Source organism: Sphingomonas vulcanisoli (genome assembly GCF_011761305.1).
GTDB classification, from domain to species: Bacteria; Pseudomonadota; Alphaproteobacteria; order Sphingomonadales; family Sphingomonadaceae; genus Sphingomonas_I; species Sphingomonas_I vulcanisoli.
In genome coordinates, this window is sequence record NZ_JAAOZC010000003.1 from 231,370 (window position 1) to 256,685 (window position 25,316).

General features: G+C 64.5%; 27 protein-coding genes. 15 read left to right on the plus strand and 12 right to left on the minus strand.

Annotated elements, in window-relative coordinates:
- Positions 1 to 65: 65 nt before the first annotated feature.
- From FHS31_RS07810 to FHS31_RS07820, 3 genes are all read left to right on the plus strand, one after another.
- Positions 66 to 1,631 carry a Do family serine endopeptidase gene (locus tag FHS31_RS07810; RefSeq protein ID WP_167072802.1) on the plus strand — a complete coding sequence of 522 codons (1,566 nt, stop codon included), beginning with the start codon at positions 66 to 68 and terminating at the stop codon, positions 1,629 to 1,631.
- A 393-nt stretch (positions 1,632 to 2,024) separates the two neighbouring features.
- Positions 2,025 to 2,975, plus strand: coding sequence for an isopenicillin N synthase family dioxygenase (locus tag FHS31_RS07815; RefSeq protein ID WP_167072803.1), 951 nt, complete (start codon positions 2,025 to 2,027; stop codon positions 2,973 to 2,975).
- Positions 2,972 to 3,457 carry a hypothetical protein gene (locus tag FHS31_RS07820; protein ID WP_167072804.1) on the plus strand — a complete coding sequence of 162 codons (486 nt, stop codon included), beginning with the start codon at positions 2,972 to 2,974 and terminating at the stop codon, positions 3,455 to 3,457. The genes FHS31_RS07815 and FHS31_RS07820 overlap by 4 nt, the downstream gene beginning before the upstream one ends.
- Before the next feature lie 87 nt (positions 3,458 to 3,544).
- Here FHS31_RS07820 and FHS31_RS07825 read toward each other — a convergent pair whose 3' ends face one another.
- Together FHS31_RS07825 and queF are read right to left on the minus strand one after the other, a co-directional pair.
- A complete protein-coding gene (locus FHS31_RS07825; protein ID WP_167072805.1) occupies positions 3,545 to 3,910 on the minus strand; it encodes a hypothetical protein in 366 nt (121 codons plus the stop codon).
- Positions 3,911 to 4,022: 112 nt separating this feature from the next.
- Positions 4,023 to 4,469, minus strand: a complete 447-nt coding sequence (gene queF, locus FHS31_RS07830; RefSeq protein ID WP_167072806.1) for a preQ(1) synthase — start codon at positions 4,467 to 4,469, stop codon at positions 4,023 to 4,025.
- Positions 4,470 to 4,513: 44 nt separating this feature from the next.
- Between queF and FHS31_RS07835 the strand changes: the two genes are divergently transcribed.
- A complete protein-coding gene (locus tag FHS31_RS07835; RefSeq protein WP_167072807.1) occupies positions 4,514 to 6,049 on the plus strand; it encodes a cryptochrome/photolyase family protein in 1,536 nt (511 codons plus the stop codon).
- Between the two features lie 134 nt (positions 6,050 to 6,183).
- On the opposite strand, the gene FHS31_RS07840 is transcribed toward FHS31_RS07835, so the two are convergent.
- Positions 6,184 to 6,423, minus strand: coding sequence for a hypothetical protein (locus tag FHS31_RS07840; RefSeq protein WP_167072808.1), 240 nt, complete (start codon positions 6,421 to 6,423; stop codon positions 6,184 to 6,186).
- 84 nt (positions 6,424 to 6,507) lie between these two features.
- Here FHS31_RS07840 and FHS31_RS07845 point away from each other — a divergent pair, with 84 nt between their 5' ends.
- The 6 genes from FHS31_RS07845 (at position 6,508) to FHS31_RS07870 (ending at position 12,151) form a co-directional block, all read left to right on the plus strand.
- A complete protein-coding gene (locus FHS31_RS07845; protein ID WP_167072809.1) occupies positions 6,508 to 7,350 on the plus strand; it encodes a sulfurtransferase in 843 nt (280 codons plus the stop codon).
- Entirely contained in the window at positions 7,347 to 8,516 is a 1,170-nt protein-coding gene (gene metC, locus FHS31_RS07850; RefSeq protein ID WP_167072810.1) for a cystathionine beta-lyase, read from the plus strand. The genes FHS31_RS07845 and metC overlap by 4 nt, the downstream gene beginning before the upstream one ends.
- Before the next feature lie 234 nt (positions 8,517 to 8,750).
- Complete coding sequence (locus FHS31_RS07855) at positions 8,751 to 9,542, plus strand: TorF family putative porin (protein WP_167072811.1); 792 nt, start codon at positions 8,751 to 8,753, stop codon at positions 9,540 to 9,542.
- Between the two features lie 391 nt (positions 9,543 to 9,933).
- On the plus strand, positions 9,934 to 10,326 hold the full coding sequence (locus FHS31_RS07860) for a hypothetical protein (protein ID WP_167072812.1): 393 nt from the start codon (positions 9,934 to 9,936) through the stop codon (positions 10,324 to 10,326).
- Between the two features lie 7 nt (positions 10,327 to 10,333).
- Complete coding sequence (locus FHS31_RS07865) at positions 10,334 to 10,837, plus strand: DUF2793 domain-containing protein (protein WP_167072813.1); 504 nt, start codon at positions 10,334 to 10,336, stop codon at positions 10,835 to 10,837.
- 201 nt (positions 10,838 to 11,038) lie between these two features.
- The gene (locus tag FHS31_RS07870; RefSeq protein WP_167072996.1) at positions 11,039 to 12,151 is read left to right on the plus strand and encodes an OmpA family protein; all 1,113 of its coding nucleotides are present in this window, start codon (positions 11,039 to 11,041) and stop codon (positions 12,149 to 12,151) included.
- Between the two features lie 214 nt (positions 12,152 to 12,365).
- On the opposite strand, the gene thpR is transcribed toward FHS31_RS07870, so the two are convergent.
- Positions 12,366 to 12,899, minus strand: a complete 534-nt coding sequence (thpR, locus tag FHS31_RS07875; RefSeq protein ID WP_167072814.1) for an RNA 2',3'-cyclic phosphodiesterase — start codon at positions 12,897 to 12,899, stop codon at positions 12,366 to 12,368.
- 161 nt (positions 12,900 to 13,060) lie between these two features.
- Between thpR and FHS31_RS07880 the strand changes: the two genes are divergently transcribed.
- Entirely contained in the window at positions 13,061 to 13,804 is a 744-nt protein-coding gene (locus tag FHS31_RS07880) for a Bax inhibitor-1/YccA family protein (RefSeq protein WP_167072815.1), read from the plus strand.
- A gap of 75 nt (positions 13,805 to 13,879) precedes the next feature.
- Here the strand turns inward: FHS31_RS07880 and FHS31_RS07885 are convergent, their stop codons facing one another.
- From FHS31_RS07885 to gatB, 8 genes are all read right to left on the minus strand, one after another.
- On the minus strand, positions 13,880 to 14,638 hold the full coding sequence (locus tag FHS31_RS07885) for an SDR family oxidoreductase (RefSeq protein ID WP_167072816.1): 759 nt from the start codon (positions 14,636 to 14,638) through the stop codon (positions 13,880 to 13,882).
- An 84-nt stretch (positions 14,639 to 14,722) separates the two neighbouring features.
- Positions 14,723 to 15,640: an MlaA family lipoprotein gene (locus tag FHS31_RS07890; RefSeq protein WP_167072817.1), complete on the minus strand. Its 918-nt coding sequence runs from the start codon at positions 15,638 to 15,640 to the stop codon at positions 14,723 to 14,725.
- 139 nt (positions 15,641 to 15,779) lie between these two features.
- On the minus strand, positions 15,780 to 16,808 hold the full coding sequence (gene ruvB, locus FHS31_RS07895) for a Holliday junction branch migration DNA helicase RuvB (protein ID WP_167072818.1): 1,029 nt from the start codon (positions 16,806 to 16,808) through the stop codon (positions 15,780 to 15,782).
- 159 nt (positions 16,809 to 16,967) lie between these two features.
- On the minus strand, positions 16,968 to 17,648 hold the full coding sequence (locus tag FHS31_RS16405) for an RcnB family protein (RefSeq protein WP_243843340.1): 681 nt from the start codon (positions 17,646 to 17,648) through the stop codon (positions 16,968 to 16,970).
- Between the two features lie 69 nt (positions 17,649 to 17,717).
- Positions 17,718 to 18,314, minus strand: a complete 597-nt coding sequence (gene ruvA, locus FHS31_RS07905; RefSeq protein ID WP_167072819.1) for a Holliday junction branch migration protein RuvA — start codon at positions 18,312 to 18,314, stop codon at positions 17,718 to 17,720.
- Positions 18,311 to 18,901 carry a hypothetical protein gene (locus FHS31_RS07910; RefSeq protein ID WP_167072820.1) on the minus strand — a complete coding sequence of 197 codons (591 nt, stop codon included), beginning with the start codon at positions 18,899 to 18,901 and terminating at the stop codon, positions 18,311 to 18,313. The genes ruvA and FHS31_RS07910 overlap by 4 nt, the downstream gene beginning before the upstream one ends.
- A gap of 3 nt (positions 18,902 to 18,904) precedes the next feature.
- Positions 18,905 to 19,798 (minus strand): GIY-YIG nuclease family protein, encoded by an 894-nt coding sequence (locus tag FHS31_RS07915; RefSeq protein ID WP_167072821.1) that lies wholly within the window; start codon positions 19,796 to 19,798, stop codon positions 18,905 to 18,907.
- On the minus strand, positions 19,795 to 21,255 hold the full coding sequence (gene gatB / locus FHS31_RS07920; RefSeq protein ID WP_167072822.1) for an Asp-tRNA(Asn)/Glu-tRNA(Gln) amidotransferase subunit GatB: 1,461 nt from the start codon (positions 21,253 to 21,255) through the stop codon (positions 19,795 to 19,797). Before gatB ends, FHS31_RS07915 begins: the two co-directional genes overlap by 4 nt.
- Before the next feature lie 118 nt (positions 21,256 to 21,373).
- Here gatB and FHS31_RS16715 point away from each other — a divergent pair, with 118 nt between their 5' ends.
- The 4 genes from FHS31_RS16715 to FHS31_RS07940 are packed head-to-tail and all read left to right on the plus strand — an operon-like array spanning position 21,374 to position 25,216.
- Positions 21,374 to 22,501, plus strand: coding sequence for a glycosyltransferase (locus FHS31_RS16715; protein ID WP_167072823.1), 1,128 nt, complete (start codon positions 21,374 to 21,376; stop codon positions 22,499 to 22,501).
- A complete protein-coding gene (locus tag FHS31_RS07930) occupies positions 22,498 to 22,875 on the plus strand; it encodes an LNS2 domain-containing protein (RefSeq protein ID WP_167072824.1) in 378 nt (125 codons plus the stop codon). Before FHS31_RS16715 ends, FHS31_RS07930 begins: the two co-directional genes overlap by 4 nt.
- A complete protein-coding gene (locus tag FHS31_RS07935) occupies positions 22,875 to 24,476 on the plus strand; it encodes an aminoglycoside phosphotransferase family protein (RefSeq protein ID WP_167072825.1) in 1,602 nt (533 codons plus the stop codon). The genes FHS31_RS07930 and FHS31_RS07935 overlap by 1 nt, the downstream gene beginning before the upstream one ends.
- Positions 24,473 to 25,216: a glycosyltransferase family 2 protein gene (locus tag FHS31_RS07940; RefSeq protein WP_167072826.1), complete on the plus strand. Its 744-nt coding sequence runs from the start codon at positions 24,473 to 24,475 to the stop codon at positions 25,214 to 25,216. Before FHS31_RS07935 ends, FHS31_RS07940 begins: the two co-directional genes overlap by 4 nt.
- The last annotated feature ends 100 nt before the right edge of the window (positions 25,217 to 25,316 follow it).

The following is a 25,316-nucleotide window of genomic DNA, read 5'->3' on the forward strand; positions in this document are numbered from 1 at the left end:
CCACCGTTCGGCGATAAGATTTCCCGCCTGCCCGATTCCGGGCAGTTTCCCAGGAGAGACACTCAGTGCGCTATGCCTATGCCGTGACCGCCGCGACCCTGCTGGGAGGCGCCGCCGCCACCGTTGCGCTGCAAAGCCCGCTCGGTGCGCAGGTCGCGCAAAATGCCCCGTCGCAGATGGCGGCGGTGGCGCCGCGCGGCGCGCCGATGAGCTTCGCCGATCTCGCCGCCAAACTGCAGCCCGCGGTGGTCAACATCTCGACCACGCAGAAGGTGCAGGTCAAACAGCAGCAAAGCCCGTTCGCGGGCACGCCGTTCGATGATTTCTTCAAGCGGTTCGGCGGCGGCCAGGGTGGCGGTATGGGCGATGGCGGCGGCGCGGGCGCGCCGCAAACGCGCGAGGCGGTATCGCTGGGATCGGGCTTTCTGATCTCGGCCGATGGCTACATCGTCACCAACAATCACGTCATTTCGGGCGTGCCGACGGAGCAGGGCAAGGTGACGATCAGCTCGATCACCGTGACGCTCACCGATCGCAAGGAATATAAGGCAACGGTGGTGGCCAAGGACGCCGCCTCCGATCTCGCCGTGCTCAAGATCGATGCGACCAACCTGCCCTTCGTGCAGTTCGGCGATTCGACTAAAACTCGCGTTGGCGATTGGGTGCTGGCGATCGGCAACCCGTTCGCGCTGGGCGGTACGGTCACCGCGGGCATCGTTTCGGCGATTCACCGCTCGATCGGCAACGTCGGAGCTTACGATCGCTACATCCAGACCGATGCGGCGATCAATCAGGGCAACTCCGGCGGCCCGATGTTCGATCTCAACGGCAATGTGGTCGGCATCAACACCGCGATCTTTTCGCCGACCGGCGGCAATGTCGGCATCGGCTTCGCGATACCCGCCGAACAGGCCAAGCCGGTCGTGATGGCGCTGATGAAGGGCCAGAAGATCTCGCGCGGCTATCTCGGCGTGCAGATCCAGCCGGTTGACGACGATATCGCGGCGGGCGCGGGCCTGCCCAAGAACCATGGCGAGATCGTCGCGCGGGTCGAGCCCAACCAGCCTGCCGCCAAGGCCGGCATCCAGCAGGGCGATGTCATCACCAAGGTCAACGGCGTCGATGTGACGCCGGACAGCACGCTCTCCTATATCGTCGCCGGCCTGCCGGTGGGCACGCGGGTGCCGATCGAGCTGATCCGCGATCACAAGACGATCAATGTCGTCGCGGTTGTCGCGCAGCGCCCACCCGAGGAGCAGCTCGCGCTCGGCGCCGATGGCGATGATGACAATGATGGCCCGGGCGATCAGCAGCAGCAGGCAGCGACCAAGAACGCGCTCGGCGTCACGCTGCAATCGATGACGCCGGCGATCGCGCGCCAGCTCCAGCTCGCCGGGCCGGTGCAGGGCGCGGTGATCACCAACGTCGATCCTTCGAGCGATGCCGCCGCCAAGGGCCTGCAGCCACGCGACATCATCCTATCGGTCGGCAGCCATCACGTTACCAGCGCCGCCGATGCCGCCGCCCAAATCGCCGCCGCTCAGAAGGCGGGTGCCAAGACGGTGCTGCTGCTGGTGCAGCGCGGAAACCGCCCTGCGCTGTTCGTCGGTGTCGATCTGATCGGGAAGTGAGTGGATTGAACTTTTCGGCGTTTTGGGTTACGTGGTCGCCGTTGCGAGTTGGTATCTAGATCATCTCCTGAGCCCCGGTTGTTGCAGCAGCCGGGGTTCAACTGCGTTTGGGGCCCGGCTTGCAGGCCGAGCCCCGCCCGCCGCTATTTAGAGCGGGCCACCTCGATGATCTTGAGGACCACCGTGATGACGGTTGCCATCAACGTGCAGACGCTGACAGCGAGTGTTGCAAGGTTAGTATCTATATAAACCACCTCCTTTGACGCCGAGGTTTTGCTGGCTTGCAGGCCAGCACGGCGTCAGGGTGTTTTTACGAGAAAAGCGTCCAGCGGCTAGCCTGCGCAGGTTCAGCCGAGGGGTGATTTTTCCCGTCGAGCCCGCTACCTTGGCCGCATGGCAACCACGCTCGATAAACCCGCCGTCCCCACCGTCAGCCTCGCCTCTCAGGAGGCCGACCCCGACGCCTTCGCCCAAGCCTTGGGCGGATCGTTCGAGCGTTATGGCTTTGCGATCGTTGCCGATCATGGCGTCTCGCCAGCGATCATCGCTGATGCCGAGGCCAAAGCAAAAGCCTTCTTCGCGCTGCCGGACGATGTGAAGCGCGCCTATCATCTCAAGGGATCGAACGGACAGCGCGGCTATATCCCGTTCGGGATCGAGACGGCCAAGGGCGCCAAGGCATACGACCTCAAGGAATTCTGGCACGTCGGCCGCGATCTGCCCGAGGGCGATCCGCTGCGCGCGGTAATGCCGGACAATGTGTGGCCCGCCGAAGTGCAGGGCTTTCATGAGGCGGAGATTGCCCTGTACGATGCGCTGGAGAAGGCTGGCGCGCGGCTGCTGAGCGCGGTGGCGCGCTATCTCGATCTCGCGCCCGATTATTTCGAGGCGACGGTGGAGAATGGCAACAGCGTGCTGCGCCTGCTCCACTATCCGCCGATCGACGCCGATGGCCCGAACATCCGCGCCGGGGCGCATGAGGATATCAATACCATCACCCTGCTGCTCGGTGCCGAGGAGGCGGGGCTGGAGCTGCTCGACCGCGATGGCGACTGGCTGCCGGTGCAGCCGGGGCCAGGCGAGCTGGCGATCAACGTCGGCGATATGCTGCAGCGGCTGACCAACAATGTGCTGCGATCGACCACCCACCGTGTGATGAACCCGGCCCCCGAGCGGCGCGGCCATTCGCGTTACTCGATGCCCTTCTTCCTGCACTTCCGGCCCGATTATCTGATCGAGACGCTGCCCCAGTGCATCACACCCGACCGGCCCAATCTCTATCCCGTGCCGATCACCGCGCACGATTATCTGTTCGAGCGCCTCCGGGAGATCAAGCTGGCATGAAGACCTTCCTTCTGGGCCTGGCGCTGATCGCCGCTCCTGCCGCTGCGCAGATGCAGGGGATGGCGATGCCCGCGCCCGCCTGCACCGCGCCGGTTATCGTTCCGGGTTTCGAGGGATGGGGGAAAGGCGCGCCCACGCCACAGCTCAAGCTGGGCGCGACCTCCAGCCTAGTGCTGGCGCCGGCGGAGGCGGTGAAATTCTCGCCCCCGCTCAACCGCGCGCCGCAGCCGGGGCAAAGGGGAGGCGTCTACGGCATCACGCTCGACAAGCCGGGCAGCTATCGCTTCGCGCTGAGCGAGGGCGCGTGGCTGGACGTGATCAACGGCAAGGGCGAGCGGATGCCGTCCGCCGCGCACATGCATGGCCCGGCCTGCTCGGGGATCGCGAAGATTGTCGACTATCAGCTAGATGGGGGAGTCTATGTCGTGCAGTTTTCGGGGACGATGGCGCCGAAGATCCAGGTGATGCTGATCGGCGGGTAACGCTGTGTTCCGGCGAAGGCCGGAGCGCTGGAGGCTTGCTGCGTGCATCTATTCCAGCGCTCCTGCCTTCACCGGAGCACGGTGCGCTCAATCCTTGAAGCCTTTGCACGCCGGCCAATGCACCTTGATCAGGTCGCCGCAGGTGGAGACCTGGACGCTGCCGTCGGGGCCGATGAACACGCCGTAATCGACGATCGGCTTCGGCCCGCATTTGGCGACCCACATTTCGAGATTCTTGTACGGCCCCTGATAGCCGAGCTTCATCACGCGGCGGCACCATTGATCGCTCTGCGCGATCGCTCCGCGGATCGCGGCGGCGCGCTGGATCGGCTGGAGCTGGAGCATGTGGCGGGTGTAATCGCTCGCCTTGGGTTGCTTGGCGAGGGGAGTGCCCTGCGCGGTCAGCGGCGCGGCGGTGAGGAGGGCGATCGATAGGGTGGCGGCGAATTTCATCCTGATCTCCAACACTTTTCCGTTTGTGCCGAGCGAAGTCGAGGCACCTCTCCAGCGTTTCACCCTGCCGCACATCCCTCGACTTCGCTCGGGACGAACGGGTTGATGAGGTTCAGCCCCGCCCCCGATAGCCCGGCACGCCCTGATCGGGGAGCCACAGGCCTTCAGGGGACGGACCCGATTGCCAGAAGACGTCGATCGGAATGCCGCCGCGCGGATACCAATAGCCGCCGATGCGCAGCCACAGCGGCTGCATCTCGGCGACCAGCCGCTCGGCGATGCCCACGGTGCAATCCTCATGGAAGGCAGCATGGTTGCGGAAGCTGCTCAGGAAGAGCTTGAGCGATTTTGATTCGACGATTCGGTCGCCCGGCGCATAATCGATGATCAGGTGCGCGAAATCGGGCTGGCCGGTGACCGGGCAGAGCGAGGTGAATTCGGGCGCGGTGAAGCGGACGAGGTAGGGCCGGCCCGGGCGCGGATTGGGGACGTAATCGAGCACCGCTTCTTCCGGCGAGGCGGGAAGCGGCGAGGATTGGCCGAGGTGGGTGATGCTCATCGGAACCCATGTAGGACGCGAGCGCGTTTCTGCCCAGCATCCGCATGACGATCCTCATCCCCATCCTCGGCGATCAGCTTTCGCCCGGCCTTTCGGCGCTCAAGGGCGTGGCGCAGGCCGATGCCGTTCTGCTGATGATGGAGGTGGCGGAGGAGACGAAGTACGTCCGCCATCACAAGGCCAAGATCGCCTTCCTGTTCGCGGCGATGCGCCATCATGCCGAGGCGCTGAGAGCGAAGGGCTGGCGGGTGGATTATGTCCGCCTCGACGATCCCGATAACGCCGGCAGTTTCACCGGCGAGGTGGCGCGGGCGATCGAGCGGTTTCGCCCCGAGCGGATCATAGTCACCGAGGCGGGCGAGTGGCGCGTACAGGCGATGCTGGAAAGCTGGGAGACGATGTTCGGCCTCCCCACCGAGATCCGCGCCGACGATCGCTTCCTCTGTTCGCATGCTGCGTTCGAGGGCTGGGCGGAGGGCAAGACCAAGCTGACGATGGAATTTTTCTATCGCGCGATGCGCCGCACGACCGGGCTGCTGATGGACGGCGACAAACCCGCGGGCGATCGCTGGAATTTCGACAAGGAGAATCGCAAGCCCGCCAAGGCCGATCTGCTGATGCCACGCCCGATCCCGTTCGAACCGGACGCGACGACGCGCGAGGTCTTTGCGCTAATCGAGGCGCGCTTCGCCGATCATCCCGGCAGCCTCGAAGCGTTCGATTATGCCGTCACCGCCGCGCAGGCCGAGCGGCAGGCGGCCAACTTCTTCGCCCACGCGCTGCCGCGGTTCGGCGATTATGAGGATGCGATGCTGACGGGCGAGCGGCACCTGTGGCACTCGATCCTCTCGCCCTACATCAATGTCGGGCTGCTCGATCCGCTCGATCTCTGCCGCCGGGCGGAGGCGGAATATCGCAAGGGCCGCGCGCCGCTCAACGCGGTCGAGGGTTATGTGCGCCAGATCATCGGCTGGCGGGAATATGTCCGGGGCATCTACTGGCGCGAGGGGCCGGATTATGCGGCGCGCAACTTCCTCCGCGCGCACCGCAAGCTTCCGGCCTTTTACTGGACGACCGAAACCGACATGCATTGCATGGCCGAAGCGATCGGCCAGACGCTGGCGACCGGCCATGCCCATCATATCCAGCGGCTGATGGTCACCGGCAATTTCGCGTTGTTGATCGGCGCCGATCCCGCCGAGGTGCATCGTTGGTATCTGGAGATCTACGTCGATGCCTTCGAATGGGTGGAGCTGCCCAACACCCTCGGGATGAGCCAGTTCGGCGACGGCGGGCTGCTGGGAAGCAAGCCCTATGCGGCGAGCGGGGCCTATATCAACCGCATGTCCGATTATTGCGGGCGCTGCCGCTATGATGTGAAGCAGAGGGTGGGCACGGACGCCTGCCCGTTCAACGCGCTCTACTGGGATTTCCTCGCCCGGCATGAAGAGACGCTCGCTGACAATCCCAGGATGACGATGGCGTATCGCAATTGGGCGCGGTTTTCGGAAGGGGAGCGGGCGGCGATCCGGGGACGGGCGGGGGAGTTGTTGGAGCGGTTTGCGGGGGAAATCTATTGATCCTCCCCCGCCAGGGAGGAGGGGGCAGCGTAGCTGACGGAGGGGGAGGACTGAGCAACCTCGATAGGACGCCGCCGTCCGCCCCCTCCGACGCCTTCGGCGCCACCTCCCCCTGGCGGAGGAGGAATTGAGGGTCAGTTCTTCAAGCTATTCCCCGCATTGCTGATCGCGTGACCCGCATCATTCAACGCGCTCCCCGTCGCGTTCGAGGCATTGTCGATGGCGTTGCTGCTTTCCGCCAGCGCAGTGTTGCTGTCGGCAGCGGCATCGTTGCCAGCGCTGTTGAGAGCGGCTTCGCTGGCGTCCTGGGTTTTCTGGCTGCAGCCGGCGAGGCTGATGCCGAGGGCTAGGCCGAGGATGATCGGGGCGCGCATGATGTGTCTCCTAAGCTTTCGCCTCCGAACGCGGGAATCCCCAAGCGGTTGCGCACGGCGGGGGGACGGCCCTAAGCCGGGGCCATGGACTTGCTCGTTTCCACCCAATGGCTGGCCGATCATCTCGGCGACCCCGATCTCGTCATCCTTGATGCGACCTATCATGCGCTGGAGCCCGAGAAGGATGCGGCGGCGGATTATGCCGCGGCGCATATTCCCGGCGCGCTCCACCTCGATCTGGCGCAGCTGAAGGACGGCAACGATCCCGTCCCCGGGCAGGCACCGGGACAGGCGCAGATGGCGGCGCGGCTCGCGGCGCTGGGAATCGGCGAGGGCGCGCGGATCGTGATCTACGATAGCGCGCCGCATAAGACATCGGCGCGGGCGTGGTGGCTGACCCAGCTTTACGGCCTCAGTGACGTCGCGCTGCTCGATGGCGGGCTGGCGAAGTGGCGGGCCGAAGGGCGGCCGATCGAGACGGGCGCGCCCAGCGATCCCGGCGGCGGCGGTGTGCCGATCGAGCGTCATAGCGACCGGGTGCGAACCCTCGCCGAGATGAAGACTCTGGTCGCCGAGGGCGGCACGCAGATTCTCGACGCGCGATCGGCGGCGCGTTTCACGGGCGCGGAGCCTGATCCGCGAGCCGGGGTCGCCGCGGGGCATATCCCGGGCAGCGCCAATCTTCCCTATGGGCGACTATTCGAGGCCGATGGCACCTGGAAGCGGGGGGATGCGCTGGCTTCGGAGTTCGAGGCGGCGGGGATCGATCTCGATCGGCCGGTGATCACGACCTGCGGATCGGGCGTCACGGCATCGATCCTGTTGTTTGGGCTGGCCTTGTTGGGACGCGACCATTGGGCGCTCTACGACGGGTCTTGGAGCGAGTGGGGGGCGCTGCCCGACACGCCCAAGGATGTCGGGCTGTGAGCGACGAGAAGCATCGGCCCGCGACCAAACTGGTCGAGGCGGGGCGGCGCAAGGAATGGACGCAGGGGATCGTCAATCCCGCCGTCTGGCGCGCATCGACGCATCTGTTCGACAGCTGCGCGCATCTCAAGGAAGCGAGCAAGAACCCGAACGCCGGCCTCTATTACGGCCGCCGGGGCGCGCCGACGCAATGGTCGCTGGCCGAGGCGCTGACCGAGCTCGAGCCCGGGGCGGCGGGGACCGTCCTCTATCCCTCGGGCACGGCGGCGATCGCGCAGAGCCTGCTCGCTTTGCTGCATTCCGGCGACAAACTGCTGATGGTCGATAGCTGTTACGAGCCAACGCGGGTGTTTTGCGCGACCTTCCTCAAACGGCTGGGTGTCGAGACAATCTATTATGATCCGCTCGCTTGTGCCGACGAGGTCGCAACGCTGATCACGCCGCAGACCAAGGCCCTGTTCCTCGAAAGCCCCGGCAGCCTGACCTTCGAGGTGCAGGACGTCCCCGGCCTCGCCGCGATGGCGCGGGCGAAGGGGATCACCAGCCTGATCGACAATACCTGGGCGACGCCTTTGCTGTTTCCCGCGCTTGCCCATGTCGATATCTCGATCCTGGCGGCGACCAAATATGTCGTCGGCCATTCGGATGTGATGATCGGATCGGCGACCGCGCGGGCCGGTGTGTTCGAGCGTATCCGCACCACCGCGCAGCGGCTCGGCAACTGCCTCAGCCCCGACGACGCCTATCTCGCCGCGCGCGGGCTGCGGACGATGGGCGTCCGGCTCAAGCAGCATGAGGCGGGCGGGCTTGCGGTGGCGCGCTGGCTGGCCGAGCGGCCCGAGGTGGGGCGCGTCCTCCATCCCGCGTTCCCGGATTGCGCGGGGCATGAGCTTTGGCAGCGGGACTTTCTCGGCAGCTCCGGCCTGTTTGCATTCGAGCTCAAGACGCCGGACGCGGAGGCGCGGGCGCGGCTGATCGACGCGCTCAGCCTGTTCGGCATCGGCTTTTCATGGGGGGGCTTCGAGAGCCTGGCGCTGCCGATCGATCCGCAATCGATTCGCGCGCATGCCAAATGGCCGACCGGCGCGCTCGTTCGTCTGCACATCGGCATTGAAGATTCGGACGACCTGATCGCCGATCTCGATCAGGCCTTCGCCAAGCTCTGACCGTTACGGCGGTAATCAAGTTTCCCTATCGCGCAAGATACGTGCGCACACTGTGACGCAATGGCAACAAGTGCGCGCTTACGAACACAGACGAAGGATTTAGGGGTTGAGCCGAAGTCCGCCGCGGACCATTGGGGCAGTGTCACGGCAGTTCACCGCGCCCGGTAACGGACGATAGATCTGAACACCGGGACAGCAGGGGAACGTCGGCCAACCTACCAAAAGGGGTTACCCATGCGTTCCACATATCTGGCGCTGTCCTTCCTGGCAGCTTCTGTTTCCACCGCTGCGCTTGCCGAAGATCCGGCACCCGCGTCCACGCCCGAGTTCACGGTCACGGGCGGCGCCACGCTGATCAGCGATTATCGCTTCCGCGGCATTTCACAGACCAATCTCCAGCCGGCGATTCAGGGCACGCTCGGCATCTCCCACGTATCGGGCTTCTACGTCGGCACCTGGGGCAGCTCGATCAAGGACTATATCGCCGCCGGCAGCGCGCAGGAAATCGATCTGTACGCCGGCTATAAGCATACCTGGGGTGGCTGGGCGACCGATATGGGCGTGCTCTATTATTACTATCCGGGCAACGCCAAGGGCACGAAGACCGATTTCTTCGAGCCTTATGCCAACATCTCGCACACCTATGGCCCGGTCGGCGTCAAGCTCGGCCTGAACTATGCGTGGAAGCAGAGCGCGCAATCATGCGCCTATGATCCGCGCTGCGGGAACAAGCCGCGCGAAGACAGCCTCTATACCTATGCCGAACTGTCGGGTGCGATTCCGCACACGCCGCTGACGCTGACCGGGCATCTGGGCGAAAGCTGGGGCCGTTCGTATCTGACCAACGGGCTCAAGAACTATACCGACTGGAGCCTGACCGCGGCCTACACCTGGAAGGCGCTGACCCTCAGCGTCGCCTATGTCGATACCGATTTCAAGAAGGGCGAGATCACCTCGCCCGCGACGGAAGGCGGCCATCAGCTGGGCAAGGCGGGTGTCGTCGGCGCGATCGGCGTCGCATTCTGATCTAGCTTTGGGCGGGGGGAACCGGGGCGCCTTCGGGCGCTCCGGTTTTCTGCTTTAGAGAACAAAGAGTGGGATTAGGATAAACAAAAAGGGTTGACAGCGCCCCGCTGTTATGCCATAAGAAGCGAACGCTGAGGAATTGCGGGCGGACGAGATCGACCTGCCGATCGGCGGCTGTGAAGCTCGGATGCCAGGGAGTTTATAGGCCTTTGGGCGTCGGCGTCATTCATTCGATCCTCCCCTGCAAGGGGAGGTGGCAGCCCGCAGGGCTGACGGAGGGGTATTACCCTCTCGATAGCGGGACACCCCTCCACCACGCGCTTTGCGCGCGGTCCCCCGCCCCTTGCAGGGGAGGGTTTTCGAAGGACACCGACCACGCAATTTCGGCTGTATGCATTTCGTAGTGAGCAACTCGCAAGCGTTGCGCCTGCTTCAGGCCGGGCCGCAGGGCTCGGCCTTTTTCGTATCGGAGGGTAAGATGGGCAAGCCGGTTGCACGCCGGACGAAGGCAGCAGGCGTGCCGGAGATCCGCCGGTCGCGCGCCTCTTGGGCGTGGATCGACGGCAGCGACGCGCCGCTCGGCGAGGATGGCGAGAGCTATCGCGTTACCATCGCGCTGGCGGGCGGCGGCGGAAGAACCCTCAACCTGGGTGTGGCCGCCTATGACTATGCGCCGGCCGATCAGGCCGCGGACGGCATGACCGCAGCTGCGGGCACATTATCCCTCGAGCAATTGGGCGTCCGCGCGACGTCGCGGCCCGCGACGCTCGCGTGGAGCTTCTGAAAGGATCATGATGACTTACACGAGCGCACGCCTCAACTTGCCGCTGCTTCAGGCGGGTCAGGCGCAAAAGGAGTTTACGCACAACGAGGCATTGGCGGCCATCGAGGCGCTGGTTCAGCCGGTGGCGCAGACGCTGGGAGATGACGTGCCACCTGCCTCCCCTCTTGCCGGCCAATGCTGGATCATCGGCACCGCGCCGAGCGGGGTATGGGCGGGGCAAGCGGGGGCGCTGGCGATGTGGACCGACGGCGGCTGGCGGTTCACACCCGCGTTCGACGGCATGGCGGTTTGGGTGGCGGCTGCCGATCTGTGGGCGCACCATCGTTCCGGTATATGGTCGCTGGGCGCGGAGCGCGCGCAAAGCGTTGTAATCGGCGGGGTTCAAGTCGTCGGGGTTCAACAGTCGGCGATAGCCCCGCCGAGCGGTGGGACCTTGGCCGATACTGAGGCGCGCGCCGCTATTACTGCGATAATTTTATCACTACGCGCACATGGTCTGATCGCCACCTAAAAAAATTTGATTTGAGCATGCAACCCTTTCCCAAATGCTTTGTTTGCGCTTGCGATTGCCGAGATTGATCTTCCAAAGGGTAACCTGAAGAAAGATACATTTCGGCAACAGTCCAGGTTTTTGCGCGCTTGCGTGGAAATGAAGCATTCACTAGACGGTTCTTGCTTCCCGCAGGGATCGCAGAAGGAAAAGGGGAAAGATATGCGTAAGCTAGCCTTTATGGCGGTGCTCGCTACCTCGGCGTTGACTAGCCCGGCGTTCGCGAAAGACGGCGCTTGGTATGTCGGTATCGAAGGCGGTGGCATGATCGTCGAGGATACGGCGATCAACATCGGCGCGATCGCTAACATCGACCGTACGCAAAATCAGTCGGTCGGTCTCGATGCCGACGGCATCATCGGCTACGATATTGGGCCGGTGCGGCTCGAGGGCGAAGTCGCCTACAAATATTCGCGCTTGAAGGCGCATAATACGGCGGCGACCATCACCGGTGTCCCGTCGGGTTATTATCGCGGCCGTGCCGGCCATGATGAAGTTCTGACGTTCATGGGCAATGCCCTGTTCGACTTCGGCGATGAAAACGCCCTCAGCGGTTACGTCGGCGGTGGTGCCGGTGTCGCGCGCGTCAAGTATAGCGGCTATCGCCTCAACGGCGGCAACGTCTTCCTTGACGGTTCCGATACCCGCTTTGCCTTCCAGGCGATCGCCGGCGTCAAATATGCCGTCACCTCGAACATCGACATTGGTGCGAAGTATCGCTTCCTGAACGTGTTCGGCGTCCGGATCGACAGCAACACGGGCAATGCGCTTGCCCAGGGCCAGTCGATCGCGCGTTGGCGTTCGCACAGCTTGCTGGCGACGCTGACCTACAACTTCGGCGAGCCGCCGGCACCCCCGCCGCCGCCTCCGCCGCCCCCGCCTCCTCCTCCGCCGCCCCCGCCTCCGCCGCCGCCTCCGCCGCCGGCTACCCCGGGTCCGTTCATCGTGTTCTTCGACTGGGATAAGTCGGACATCACGCCTGAGGCCGCGTCGATCCTCGACAATGCTGCCCAGGCTTACACGACGACCGGTCAGGCTTCGGTCATGCTGGCCGGCAACACCGACACGTCGGGCTCTGCCCAGTACAACGTCGGCCTGTCGCAGCGCCGCGCTGACTCGGTGAAGGCTTACCTCGCCGGTAAGGGTGTCCCCGCCGACAAGATGTCAACGGAAGCGCTCGGCGAAACCAAGCTGCTTGTGCAGACCGCGGACGGTGTCCGTGAGCCGCAGAACCGGCGCGTGGAAATCACCTTCGGGCCTGGCTCGGGCATGTAAGCCCCAGCCATCGGTTCGACCGGTGGAAACAGGAAGAGGGTCGGCCTTCAGGCCGGCCCTTTTTCTTTGCGCGCGGAAGATGGGCGTGCGGGATAAGGCGTTTGAGCGTCGGCCATGCGCCCGATCGTCACTGCAGCGAAGGCTAGGCTCCCCAGAGGTTCACGCACTGGCCTTGCCGCCCAGAACGCCAGTCTGCGCTGGCATAGCGTCGAGATCAGCGAAGCTGGTAACGCGCTGCGACGTGATAGATCGAACCCTCCCGGCCCAGCTCGCTCTCATAGAGTTCGAAGCTTTCGATCGTGAACGGCTGGATGGCCAGCCCCGCGCTCTCTGCGAGCCAGCGGTCGATTGGGCCGGCGGTCCGAGCTAGTCTCGCCAGTGTTATGTGCGGGGTGAAGGCGCGCGGATCGGGTGCGATGCTACAGCGTCGCAGCGCCCCCTCCACTGCCGTATGAAGGTCCCCGAGACCTGGTGAGGGGAGCGCGCGGGCCCAGAGGCTGTGCGGGCGCCCTCGCGATCCGAAGCTGCCGACGCCTGAAAGCGCGATCGTCACCGGCGCATGACGCACGCGATCCAGCGCCAGCGCGATCTCTTCGGCGACATGGTCATCCACCTCGCCGATGAAGCGCAGCGTCAGATGCAACTGATCGTCCGATTGCCACCGCGCCCCGGGCACGCCGCCCATGATGGCGCGCAGGCGCTCCCGAACCTCCCCTGGTGGCCGCAGAGCGACGAACAGCCGATGCATCGATCCCTCGTAACAAAGTGTTTCCGGCGGAGCGCGTTCAGTTGCGCGAAATGCTGCCTTACCTAGATAAGACGCATCGGTCTTGTTTCGCTTGAATTTGTCTCGTGCCGGGCCGATATTCAATCCAGCGCCATATCGGGCGCGAAAGGAGCTTATTTACGATGGCAAACGGTCTGGACCCCTGGGCGACCGCGGCGCGGCCGGCTTCAGGCGTTGGCGTGCGCGACGTTACGCGCGATGCCGGCCTGCGGTCCTACATGCTTTCGGTCTACAATTACATGGCATCGGGCGTGCTGTTGACCGGCATCGTCGCGATGCTGTTCGCGCGCGGCGGAGCCGATAGCCTTGCGGCGCAGGTATTCCTGAATGGTGGCCCGCTGAAGTGGGTGGTGATGCTGGCGCCGATCGGCCTGGTGATGTGGCTGAGCTTCGGCATCAACCGCATCAGCGAAGGCACCGCCAAGGCGATCTTCTGGGGCTACGCCGCGCTGATGGGCGTATCACTGTCGACGATCCTGCTTGTCTATACGGGCGCATCGGTGGCGCAGACCTTCTTCGCTACGGCGGCGGCGTTCGCCTCGCTCAGCCTGTGGGGCTACACCACCAAGAAGGATCTGTCGGCGTTCGGCACCTTCCTGATCATGGGCGTGATCGGCATCTTCGTGGCGATGCTGATCAACATGTTCCTGAAGTCGTCGGCGCTGGATCTTGTGGTCAGCGTGCTTGGCGTGCTGCTTTTCGCGGGCCTCACCGCCTGGAACACGCAGCAGATCAAGAGCGCCTATTTCGCGGTGCAGGGCACATCGATGATGGGCAAGACGGTGATCATGGGCGCGCTGCAGCTCTATATCGATTTCATCAACATGTTCCTGTTCCTGCTGCGCTTCATGGGTGATCGCCGCTAAGCCGACGCAGCTACAGACAAACAAGGGCCCGGCGGAGCGATCCGCCGGGCCTTTTCTTTTGTGCGGCAGTCGATCTCAGCCGCGCTGCTTGACGACCTGAGCCATCCTAGCAAAAATCTCACCGAATTTGCCCGATGCTTCGGCGAAGCGCAGCGGCTTGACCTGCTCCACCAATATCTCGGCGGGTGTCGGTTGTTCGGCGAACAGGGCCATGACCTCATCGATATAGGCATCCAGCGGCATGTAACCGGCGGCGGTCGATTGTCCCGGCGTCAGTTCGGTCTGCACCCCCGGCGGTGCCAGCTCGATCACCTCGACTGCATCGCGCAGATGTTCGCGGAGCGTGATCGTGTAGGAATGCAGCGCCGCCTTGGTGGCGGCATAGGTCGGCGTCGCGGGCAGCGGCACGAAGGCCAGCCCCGAAGAGACGTTGACGATGGCCGCGTCGGCCTGCGCCTTCAGATGATCGACCAGCGCATCGATCATCCGGATCGGCCCCAGCAGATTGGTGGCGATCGTGGCTTCGGCATCGTCCAGCGGGCGCGCGCTGCTAGGATCCTCGACGCGCATGATCCCGGCATTGTTGATCAGGACGTTCAGCGCCGGAAAATCGGTGGTGATGCGCTGAGCGAAATCGGCGATCGAAGCCTTGTCGCTTATGTCCAGCGTAACCGCATGCATGTTGGCCCGACCTGCGATCGCGCTCTCCAACGCCTCCTTGCGGCGGCCCGACACGATCACCGTATTGCCGGCATCATGGAAGCGGTGAGCAAGCGCCTCGCCGATGCCCGATCCGCCGCCGGTGATCAGGATCGTGTTTCCGCTGGTCTTCATATCGGCACTCCATGGGGTTGGGCCGCACTACTTAGGCATCCCTGACCCCGAAGTAAGACTGCAGTGGAGCATTATTGCCGCGCGTCAGCCGATCGGTAAGGGCGTCAGGTTCAATTTGACGTCGATGGCCGGTGGTGATGGGGAATGGTGGCGCTGGTGCAATGCGTCGATTTCGGCCTGGCGCCGCCGCAAGTAGAACTCGCGGCGGGCGGCGTAAGGGTCTTGCCGCTTGCGCTCTTCCTGCAGCTCCTGATCGAACGTGATACGGTGATCCAGCGTCCGCTCGATCCCGGCGGGGATCGCGAAAGCGAGGCGGTTGAAAGGCGCACCGAGCATCGCGGGCAGAACGATGCGATCGAGATTGTCGCCGATCAGATCGCGCACCGTTGTCGCCCCGATCAGCGGCAGGAACAGAAAGGGTCCCGGCTTGACGCCATAGAAGCCGAAAGTGTCGGCCAAGCCGTTGTGGCGGAAGGGCAGCCGGAAAGGCTTGCGCCTGGCCATATCGAACAGGCCGCCGATGCCGATCGTCGAATTGATCACGAAGCGGCCGATCGTCTCGCCGGTCTTCGGGATATTATGCTGCAGCACATAATTGATGATGATGATCGGCTCTTGCAGATTGGCGAGAGCGTTGCGCAGCCCGTTGCGGATAGGCGCGGGGACGGCCCTTTCATATTTGCTGGCGGCGGGGCCGACGACCGCATCGTCGACGGCCTGGGTCACGGCGAAGGATTTGGCGTTGACCGCCTCGAGAGGATCGGCCGGATTATGGCCGCGCGCCCGTATTATGACTTCTTCATCCTCGACCGCGGCGGCCGATGGCGGGCCAGCGGCGGGTGGGCCGTCGGACGCGGATGCCGGGGCTGGGTCCGATGCCGGCAGCGCCGGTTCCGGCTGGACGGAGGCGGCCGTATCGGTCCGCGGCGCGGCGTGAAGGGGCGCGGCACCGGCGAGCAGGCCGGCGGCGACGATGAATGCCGCTATAGGATCGGCGCGCATCCGGCGCGGCGCACGAACGGGATGGAAAACGGTAAAGCCCCTCTCACTACAGGGCTTTGCGTGGAAACGATCATTTCCCGCCCCTTGACCTAAGCGGCGCCCTCAATGGCTTGACGTCGCGCGGACCGCAGAACCGCAGTCATTTGCCGAACAAACTCTCCTGCGCGCCGGGCGGCGCGGTGAGGCCGAGATGCGTCCAGGCGGCCCCGTTGAGGCAGCGGCCGCGTGCGGTCCGCGCGACAAGTCCGAGCTGGATAAGGAAGGGTTCAATCACTTCCTCGATCGTATCGCGCGGCTCGCCGAGCCCCGCCGCGAGCGTTTCCACGCCGACCGGGCCGCCACGATAGATGTCGGCGATCATCGTCAGGTAGCGGCGGTCCATCGCATCGAGCCCGAGCTTGTCCACCTCCAGCCGGTTGAGCGCGGCATCGGCGGCGGGGGCATCGACCAGATCATGCCCGGCGGCATGCGCGAAATCGCGGACGCGGCGGAGCAGGCGCCCGGCGATGCGCGGCGTGCCCCGGGCGCGGCGCGCGATCTCCGCGGCGCCGTCGGCGGCGACGGGCAAGCCGAGCAGGCGCGCGGCGCGGCTCACCACCTTCTCCAGCTCATCAACGGAGTAGAAGTTGAGGCGGACGGGAATCCCGAAGCGGTCGCGCAGCGGCGTGGTCAGCAGCCCCTGCCGCGTCGTCGCGCCGACGAGCGTGAAGCGCGGCAGATCGATGCGGACCGAGCGGGCCGAGGGTCCCTCGCCGATCATGATATCCAGCGCGCGATCCTCCATCGCGGGATAGAGGATTTCCTCCACGGCGGGCGACAGGCGGTGGATCTCGTCGATGAAGAGGACGTCGCCCTCTTCGAGATTGGTGAGCAACGCCGCGAGATCGCCCGCCTTGGCGATCACCGGGCCGGAGGTTGCGCGGAAACCGACGCCGAGCTCGCGCGCGATGATCTGCGCAAGTGTCGTCTTGCCCAGGCCGGGAGGGCCGAAGAACAGGACATGATCCAGCGCCTCGCCGCGCGCCTTGGCAGCGGCGATGAACACACGCAAATTGGCGCGCGCCGCCTCCTGTCCCACGAAATCGTCGAGCGAGCGCGGACGCAGCGCGGCGTCCACATCCTCTGGCGCGCGCGCGGCGGATAGCAGGCGATCGTCGGCTTCGCTCATTGCGAGAGGCTTACGGCGGATCGCTCGTGCGGCCTAGCCCCTCCCCTTCAGGGGAGGGGTTGGGGTGGGGGAATCTTCCAATTCAAAGGACAACGCTTCGCCTCGCGCGCGTCCCCCCACCCCCAACCCCTCCCCTGAAGGGGAGGGGCTTATGCCAGCTTAGTAGAAGGCCCCGCGGATCACGTCATCGACGCGACCGCTGCGGACGTTGACCAGCAGCAGATCGGGGCCGTAACGCACCCAGCGATCGCCTGGAGGCGGCGGATAGACGCCGTAGGTTTGGTAGTCGTTCCAATAATATGCCGATCCGAACAGGATGCCGGGCAGGATCGCGCCGACGCCCCAGCTGCGGTAGCCGAAGCCGCGCGGATAATTGTAACTGCCGCCCCGAATCCGGTTCCAGCCGCCACTCTGGCTGGCGTAGAAGCCACGGTGCCAGCCGCCCGCACTCGCGCGCGGGAAGCCGCCGCGAACGCCGGCACCGTTGCGATTGCCCTCGGAATGCACGCTGGCAAAACCACCGCCCGGGCCTCCGCCGACTGCCTGCGCCCGGAAATCGCCACCGCCGCGATGATCTCCGCCACCACGATTGCCGCCCCCGCCGATCGCCTGGGCGCGGACGTCGCCCCCGCCGCGATGTTCGCCGCCGCCGCCGCGCGGAGCGCCGCCACCCATGTGCGGGCCGCCACCACCGCCACCGTGCGGAGCGCCACCGCCATGCGGGCCGCCGCCACCACCGCCCGGATGACCGCCACCGCCGCCATGCTCATGGCCCTGCGCCAGGGCGATCTGGGGGAGTATCAGGAGCAGGGCGCCCGCAACGCCGATCATCTTGCGCATCGTCTCATCCTCGTTTCGGCGTCGCAACGCCTGATATGGATCAAGCGCGCACGGGCGCAGAGGGTTCCGTCAGCGCGACGCCTTGCGCAGTGCAAGGCGGACGAGCGCATCGAGCGACGCGCCCGCGCCCAGCTCTTCCTCCGCCAATGCGACGGCAGTGGCGGCTTCGGCGGGGCGGAAGCCGAGATTGGCCAGCGCCGAGGCGGCATCGGCGCTGGCGCTGCCCTTGGGCGCGGCGGCCGCGCCGCCCGGGCCGAGGACGATGCCGCCGGCCTTATCTTTCAATTCCATCGCGATGCGCTGTGCGAGCTTAGGCCCGACACCGTTGGCGCGCGAAATCATCGCCTTGTCGCCCGAGGAAATGGCGCGCACCAGTTCGTCCGGCGCAAGCACCGAGAGGATAGCAAGCGCGACCCGCCCGCCGACGCCCTGCACCGAAGTAAGCAGCCGGAACCAATCCCGCTCGCCCGACGATCCAAAGCCGAATAGGGTGATCGCATCCTCGCGGACCTGCATCTCGGTAAACAGCATCACCTGCCCGCCGACGGGGCCGATCGCAGAAAGCGTTCGCGCCGAGGCCAGCGCCAGATAGCCGACCCCGCCGACATCGATGACGAGCGCATCGGCGGAAGCTTCGGCGAGCGTGCCGGTGAGGCGGGCGATCATTTGCGCGCGTCCGATTGCAGCCACAGCGCTAGATCGCGCGTGGCTTCCTCCAGCATTACGCGACCGATAGTGTCGAGGCTTGCGGCTGACGGGCCCTCGAAGCGATGTTCGACCGTCGAGACGTGGCGGAGTAGCGCGCCCTCGCCATCGGCCGTTTCGCCGCGCCAGTCCACGATCAGGCTGGCCGTGCCGCTGAGCGTGCTGGGATGGCCGAGCATATTTTTCGCGCAGAGATCCGCGGCGGCTTCGGTGACGACGCCGCGGAGGCGGATCTGGCGCTTGAGCGGGGTGCCGCTGTTCAAGGTCGCGATCGGCAGACCGGCATCCTCGAGCGTATCCTGTACGAGCTCGCGGCGATCGGTCACGCCGGTGGAGCCGATGTCGCTCCAGTGGATGCGCCCGTTGGGGAAGCAGGCAAGGCCGGCGCGCTTCTTGCCGATCTCGGTGTCAGGCGCGATCCGATCGCCGATGCGTTCCACGACATAGATATGATCAGCGGGCGCGGCCGCAGCCGGCGCGGCAGCCAGCAGCAGGCCGGCGCTGATGCCGAGACCAAAACGCCGCCAAAAGACGAGATGCCAAGCCATCACCTAATTCTCGTTCAAGCCGGACGGAGCACGCGTTCGCAAACGCTGCTTCCAACTACTTTCCAGCTGCGTAACTTCGCTGTCGGACAAATCGGGCGAAGTTCTTTGCAAGATAGAGAATTGAAATGCTGTGGGATCACGATCGCGCAGCAGTTTATTTCCACCGTGCCCTGATACCGCATAATGCTGCCAGCGTTGCAGAATGTTTTCTTCGCCATATGCCGAACCTACATACTGTTTGCCGTCAGATCGATCGACTATCAGGTAAACGCCACGCCACTGGCTGATCCTTGATCGCCAATCCCTAGGTAGCAGCGCCAATTCTGCCCACGAGAGTACCAACTCGGTCCAAGGCGGCATCGCTTGTGTAAGTAAACTCTCTAGGTTGATCGCTCGCACTTCAAAGCGTCCGTTGGCGAGCCAGCGATACCAAGCGCGATCGGGTTTGGGCCAAGATATTACAAGGCGCCCCAACCACTCTTGGTGCCACGATATGGGATCGAATTTGAATTCCAGCAGCGATGTTCGACCTTCGGTGGCGGTCATGCCGGCCATGCCTCGCGCCATCAATTCCTGATGAAGAGGACGGGCTAAACATTGCTCGATAGTCAGTGCTTGCGAAGAAGCGATGGCGTAAAGTCCAACGAGCAGAGCTTGTCCGGGGCCTTGGCGAATGAACGACGCGAGATATCGCGCTTTCTTCAAGGCAGCTTCGGCGCGTGGGTTCTGGGTACTTTGATAGCAGTCAAACAGGTCTGGCCGTTCCGCGACCATCCATTCAAAAGCTTTATTGAGTGAACCTTCCGTAGGACGATGGCGAAAAGCCAATACCTCTCGTTCGTCGATGCCGCTTCTTACAACGAGTTCGTTGAAGGTAAGTGGCGTCGATACGATCACCCCAGCGCTTTCTTCAGCAATTCGTTGACCACTGCCGGATTGGCCTTGCCGCCCATCGCCTTCATCGTCTGGCCGACGAAGAAGCCGAACAAAGCCTCCTTGCCGCCGCGATACTGTTCGAGCTGGCCGGGATTCTTGGCGAGAACATCGGCGATCACCGCCTCGATCGCGCCGGTGTCGCTGGTCTGCTTGAGGCCGCGCTCCTCGACGATCCTGGACGGATCGGCGCCGGTCTCCAGCATGATCTCGAACACCTGTTTGGAGAGCGTGCCCGAAAGCGTACCGTCCGCGACGAGCGCGAGCAGTTCTGCCGCTTGGGTGGCCGAAACCGGGCTTTCGCCGATCTCCTTGCCGAGGCGGTTGAGCGCGCCGAACAGTTCCGATGAGACCCAGTTCGCCGCCGCCACCGGCTTGGCGCCCGCCTCCAGCAATGTATCGAACCAGCGCGCGATATCGACGTCCGAGGTCAGCACTTTCGCCTGATACGCCGAAATGCCCTGCGCCTCATAGCGCGCGCGCTTGGCATCGGGCAGCTCGGGCAGGCTCGCGCGGCATTCCGCCAGGAAGGCGTCGTCCAGCACCAACGGCAGCAGATCGGGGTCGGGGAAATAGCGGTAATCGTGTGCATCCTCCTTGGAGCGCATCGATCGCGTCGTGCCCGTGTCGGGATTGAACAGACGGGTTTCCTGGACGATCTTGCCGCCATCCTCGATCACCGCGATCTGGCGCTTGGCCTCATGCTCGATCGCCTGCATCACGAAGCGGATCGAATTGACGTTCTTGGTCTCGGTGCGCGTGCCGAATGCGTCACCGGGCTTGCGGACGCTGACGTTGACGTCCGCGCGCATCGATCCCTGATCCATATTGCCGTCGCAGCTTCCGACATAGCGCAGGATCGCGCGCAGCTTGGTCAGGTATGCTCCGGCTTCCGCGGGCGAACGCATGTCCGGGCGGCTGACGATCTCCATCAGCGCCACGCCCGAACGGTTGAGATCAACATAGGAACGTGTGGGATGCTGATCGTGCATCAGCTTGCCTGCATCCTGCTCGACATGGATGCGCTCGATCCCCAGCGTCTTGGTCTCGCCATCCTCCAGCTCGATCTCCAGCGCGCCTTCGCCGACGATCGGATGATAGAGCTGGCTGATCTGATAGCCCTGCGGCAGATCGGCATAGAAGTAATTCTTGCGATCGAAGCGACTCCATTTGTTGATCTTGGCCTCGATCGCCATGCCGGTTCGCACCGCCTGGCGGATGCATTCGCCGTTGGGCACGGGCAGCATTCCCGGCATCGCCGCATCGACCAGGCTGACCTGCGCGTTGGGCTCGGCGCCGAACGCCGTCGCCGCGCCCGAGAACAGCTTGGCCTCGCTCGTCACCTGGGCATGAACCTCGAGGCCGATCACGACTTCCCACGCGCCGGTGGCGCCTTCGATACGATAAGGTGCTGTTGCCATGCACAGGCCTTACAGCCTGCCGCATCGCCGCATCAAGAACGGCGGCGCTTTTCTTGGGCCAAACGCGATGTTAGCAGACCTTCGCTACGAAACGGGCGCTGGGCGACGAAGGAACAGGGTGACACGCAAGCTCCACATCGTTTCGTCGGTCGGGGATGTTACCGAGCGTATCTGGTGGTCCGGCACGCCCTATGCGATCTGGCAGGCCATCCTGCGGCGGCGCGGCGATGTCGAAACGCACAATGTCATGCTGGGGTATCGGCTGCAGCGGATCATCGGCTGGGGCAACGCCTTGCTCGGCCTGGGCAAATATAATCCGACGCGGGTCGGCTTCGGCCACGCGCTGTCCGTTCGGCGGGCGCAGGCGATCGTCGACAAGGCGGGGGCGGCCGATTTCCTGCACATCGGATCGGCGCACCTGCCGGTGAAGCCGAGGCCCGGGCAGCGGCACTGGATGTTCACGGACGGCTCGGTGTTCTTCGAGATCGTCAATCCGAACAATATCTTTGCCCGATATCCCGGTCATCGCCGTGAACTGGTCAAGCATGAGCGGGCGATGGCGCGGCAGCTGGACGGCGTGTTCACGACTGCGGATTATGTCGCCCAATCGTTCATCGAGAAAGACGGCATGCCGCCGGAGCGCGTCGTGCCGGTGAAATCGGGCTTGGGTCACATTCTGCCCGACCCTGGCGTCAAGGATTACGCCGGGGGTTATATCCTCTTCATCGCGAAACAGAATTTCATCGGAAAAGGCGGCCGCCTGCTGCTCGATGCGTTCGAGATCGTGCGCCGCGAACGGCCGCAGACGCGCCTGGTGATCATCGGCAATGTCGACGATGTGACGCAGCAGGAGGATTTGCCGCGCATGCAGAATGATGCGGCGATCGACTTCTACAATTACGATACGCCGGAGTATCGCACGCTGCTTGCGGGCGCGACGCTCTACGCGGGGCCGGCGGACAACGAACCGTGGGGGATTGTCTATCTGGAATCGCTGACCGTCCGTACCCCCATTCTCGGTCTGGCGCATAACGCCTTTCCCCAATTCGCGGCAGACGGCGCTTATGGGTTCACCGCGGAAGCGGCCACGCCGGAAGCGGTGGCGACTGCGATCCTCGATGCCCTGTCCGATCCCGATCGGCTCGCGCGGATGGGCGCGGCCGGGCGGGAGCATGTGCTGGCCGAATATGTTTGGGATCGTGTCGTAGACCACATCCTCAGCCGCTATCCGGAGCAGGCGGCATGAAGCGGCTGGTGTTCGATCTCGACGGCACGCTGACGCATGATGAGCCTGGTGTTTCCTACGCCGACAAGCGCCCGCGCGCGGATATGGTGGCACAGCTGCGGGCCTATAAGGCGCAGGGCTTCACGATCATCATCGCCAGCAGCCGCAACATGCGCACGCACGGCAATTCGGTGGGCATGATCAACGCCAAGACGCTGCCGGTAATGTTCGAATGGCTCGCGCGGCACGACATTCCCTATGATGAGGTTCACATCGGCAAGCCGTGGTGCGGCGAAGATGGCTTTTATATCGATGACAAGGCCATTCGCCCGTCCGAATTGCGTGATCTGAGTTACGAACAGATCCGCGAATTGCTCGATCGCGAACGCAGCTGATGGGCGGTGCAGTCCTGATCACGGCCGGCGCCTATGTCGGCGCGGAGCTCGCGGCCGAGTTCGGCCGGCTGCCGCCGTCGTTTCTGCCGGTCGGCAATCGCCGGTTGTTCGTCCACCAGCACGATCAGCTCAAGGGCGGCTTCGATCGCATCCTGATGTCGCTGCCCGCCGATTTCGAGCCCGGTGCGCATGATCGCGCGCTGCTGGAGGCCTTGGGGATCGAGCTGATCTTCGTCGCGCGAGGGCTCGATCTGTCGTCGTCGATCCTCGCGGCGATTGCCGAGGCCGGGCTGGAGGGCGGGCCGCTCGCCATCCTGCACGGCGATACGTTGATATTCGAGATCGATTATGGCGTGCCCGATTCTGTCTCGGCCGCCAACACCAGCGAATCCTATCAATGGGCGGGCGGCGAGGTGCGCGAGGGCCGCCTTGTGCGCGTGATCGATGTGCTGCCGGGCGAGACGCACGACGGCCCGGTGCTGAGCGGCTATTTCCACTTCGCCGATCTCAACCACCTGATCCTGTCGCTGGCGGCGTCGCGCGGCAATTTCGTCACCGCGCTCGATCGCTATGTCGCCAAGCGGCCGATGGTGCCTTTGTCGAGCAACCGCTGGCTCGATTTCGGCCATATCCACACTTATTACATCTCGCGCGGCAGCATGACGACCGAGCGCGCCTTCAATGCGCTGCGGGTCGAGCGGCGATCGGTGCTCAAGCAGAGCAGCCGCGCCGATCGCATCGAGGCGGAATCGCATTGGTACGAGGCGCTGCCCGCCGCATTACGGATCTATCTGCCGCAATATCTGGGACGGATGCGGGATGGGGGTCAGGAGGGCTACGGCCTCGAATTCCTGTATCTCGCCTCGCTGGCCGATCTGTTCGTGTTCGGCACGTTGAACGAACCGACCTGGGCGCGCATCCTGTCCTCCTGCGCCGATTTCCTGCATGCGGCGGGGGGCTATGCCGCGCCGGAAGGCGCGGTCGCCGATCCGCTCGCCATGTATCTGCCGAAGACGCTCAAACGGCTGGAAGAGTTTGGCGCGGCGAACGGGCTCGATCTCGATCGCCCCTGGCGGATCAACGGGGTCGAGACGCTCGGCCTCCGGCAGATCGCGCAGGAGAGCGCCGAGCGCATCGCACCGCCCACCGCCCAGCATCTCACCGTGATCCACGGTGATCCCTGCTTCAGCAACATCCTCTATGATTTCCGCAGCCATTCGGTTCGGCTGATCGATCCGCGCGGACAGGATGCCGAAGGGCGGCCGACGATCTGGGGCGACAATCGCTACGATCTCGCCAAGCTGCATCATAGCGTCATCGGTCTCTACGACATGATCCTTGCGGGCTATTGCGCAGTGGAGGACGAGGGCGAGCATGCGATCCGCTTCACCGTCCCCGACACCGCCGGCATCGCCGCGGCGCAGGCGGCGTTCGAGCGCGTGCTGCTCGCGCCGTTTGCCGCCGATCGGCAATCGATCGAGGCGATTTCGCTACACCTGTTCCTGTCGATGCTGCCGCTGCACAGCGATTCGCCTGAACGCCAGCGCGCTCTGCTCGCAAACGCGCTGCGGCTTTATGTCGCGCAGAAGGGCGCGCGATGATCGTCATCCCCATGGCGGGCCTCAGCCGGCGCTTCCTCGAAGCGGGCTATGAACAGCCCAAATATATGCTCGAAGCGCATGGCCGGACGCTGTTCGATCATTCGGTTGCCAGCTTCGCGGCCTATTTCGATACGACGCCCTTCCTGTTCGTGGCGCGCGATGTGATGGAGACGGGGCCGTTCATCGCCGAGCGGTGCAAGGCGCTCGGCATCCAGGATGCGCGCATCACGCTGCTCGATGCGCCGACGCGGGGACAGGCCGAGACCGTGGCGCTGGGCCTGCAGCAAGGTAGCGTCGGGGCGGATGCGCCGATCACCATCTTCAACATCGATACGTTTCGCCCCGGCTTCCGCTTTCCCGATTTCCTTACCGATGCGGACGGCTATCTGGAGACGTTTGAGGGCGAGGGCGCCAATTGGTCGTTCGTGCGGCCCGTGGCGGAAGGATCGGACCGCGCCGCCGAGACCAGCGAGAAGCGGCCGATCTCGCGCTTCTGTTGCACCGGCCTCTATCATTTCGCGCGCGCCGGGCTGTTCCTGGACGCCTTCGCCGCAGAGAGCCGGCTCGACGCAGGCGAGCTGCAGGGCGGCGAACTCTATGTCGCGCCGATGTACAATCGCCTGATCGCCGAAGGCCGGGACATCCGCTTCACCGTGATCCCGCGCGAGGAGGTGATTTTCTGCGGTGTGCCGGCCGAATATGATGCGCTGCTGGCGGACCCGCCCGCGGCTTTGGGCTGAGGCGTGCGGCAAACATCAAACCTCCGTTTGTCCCGAGCGAAGTCGAGGGACGTGCCACAAGCGTAGAGCGAGCGTGTCTCGACTTCGCTCGACACAAACG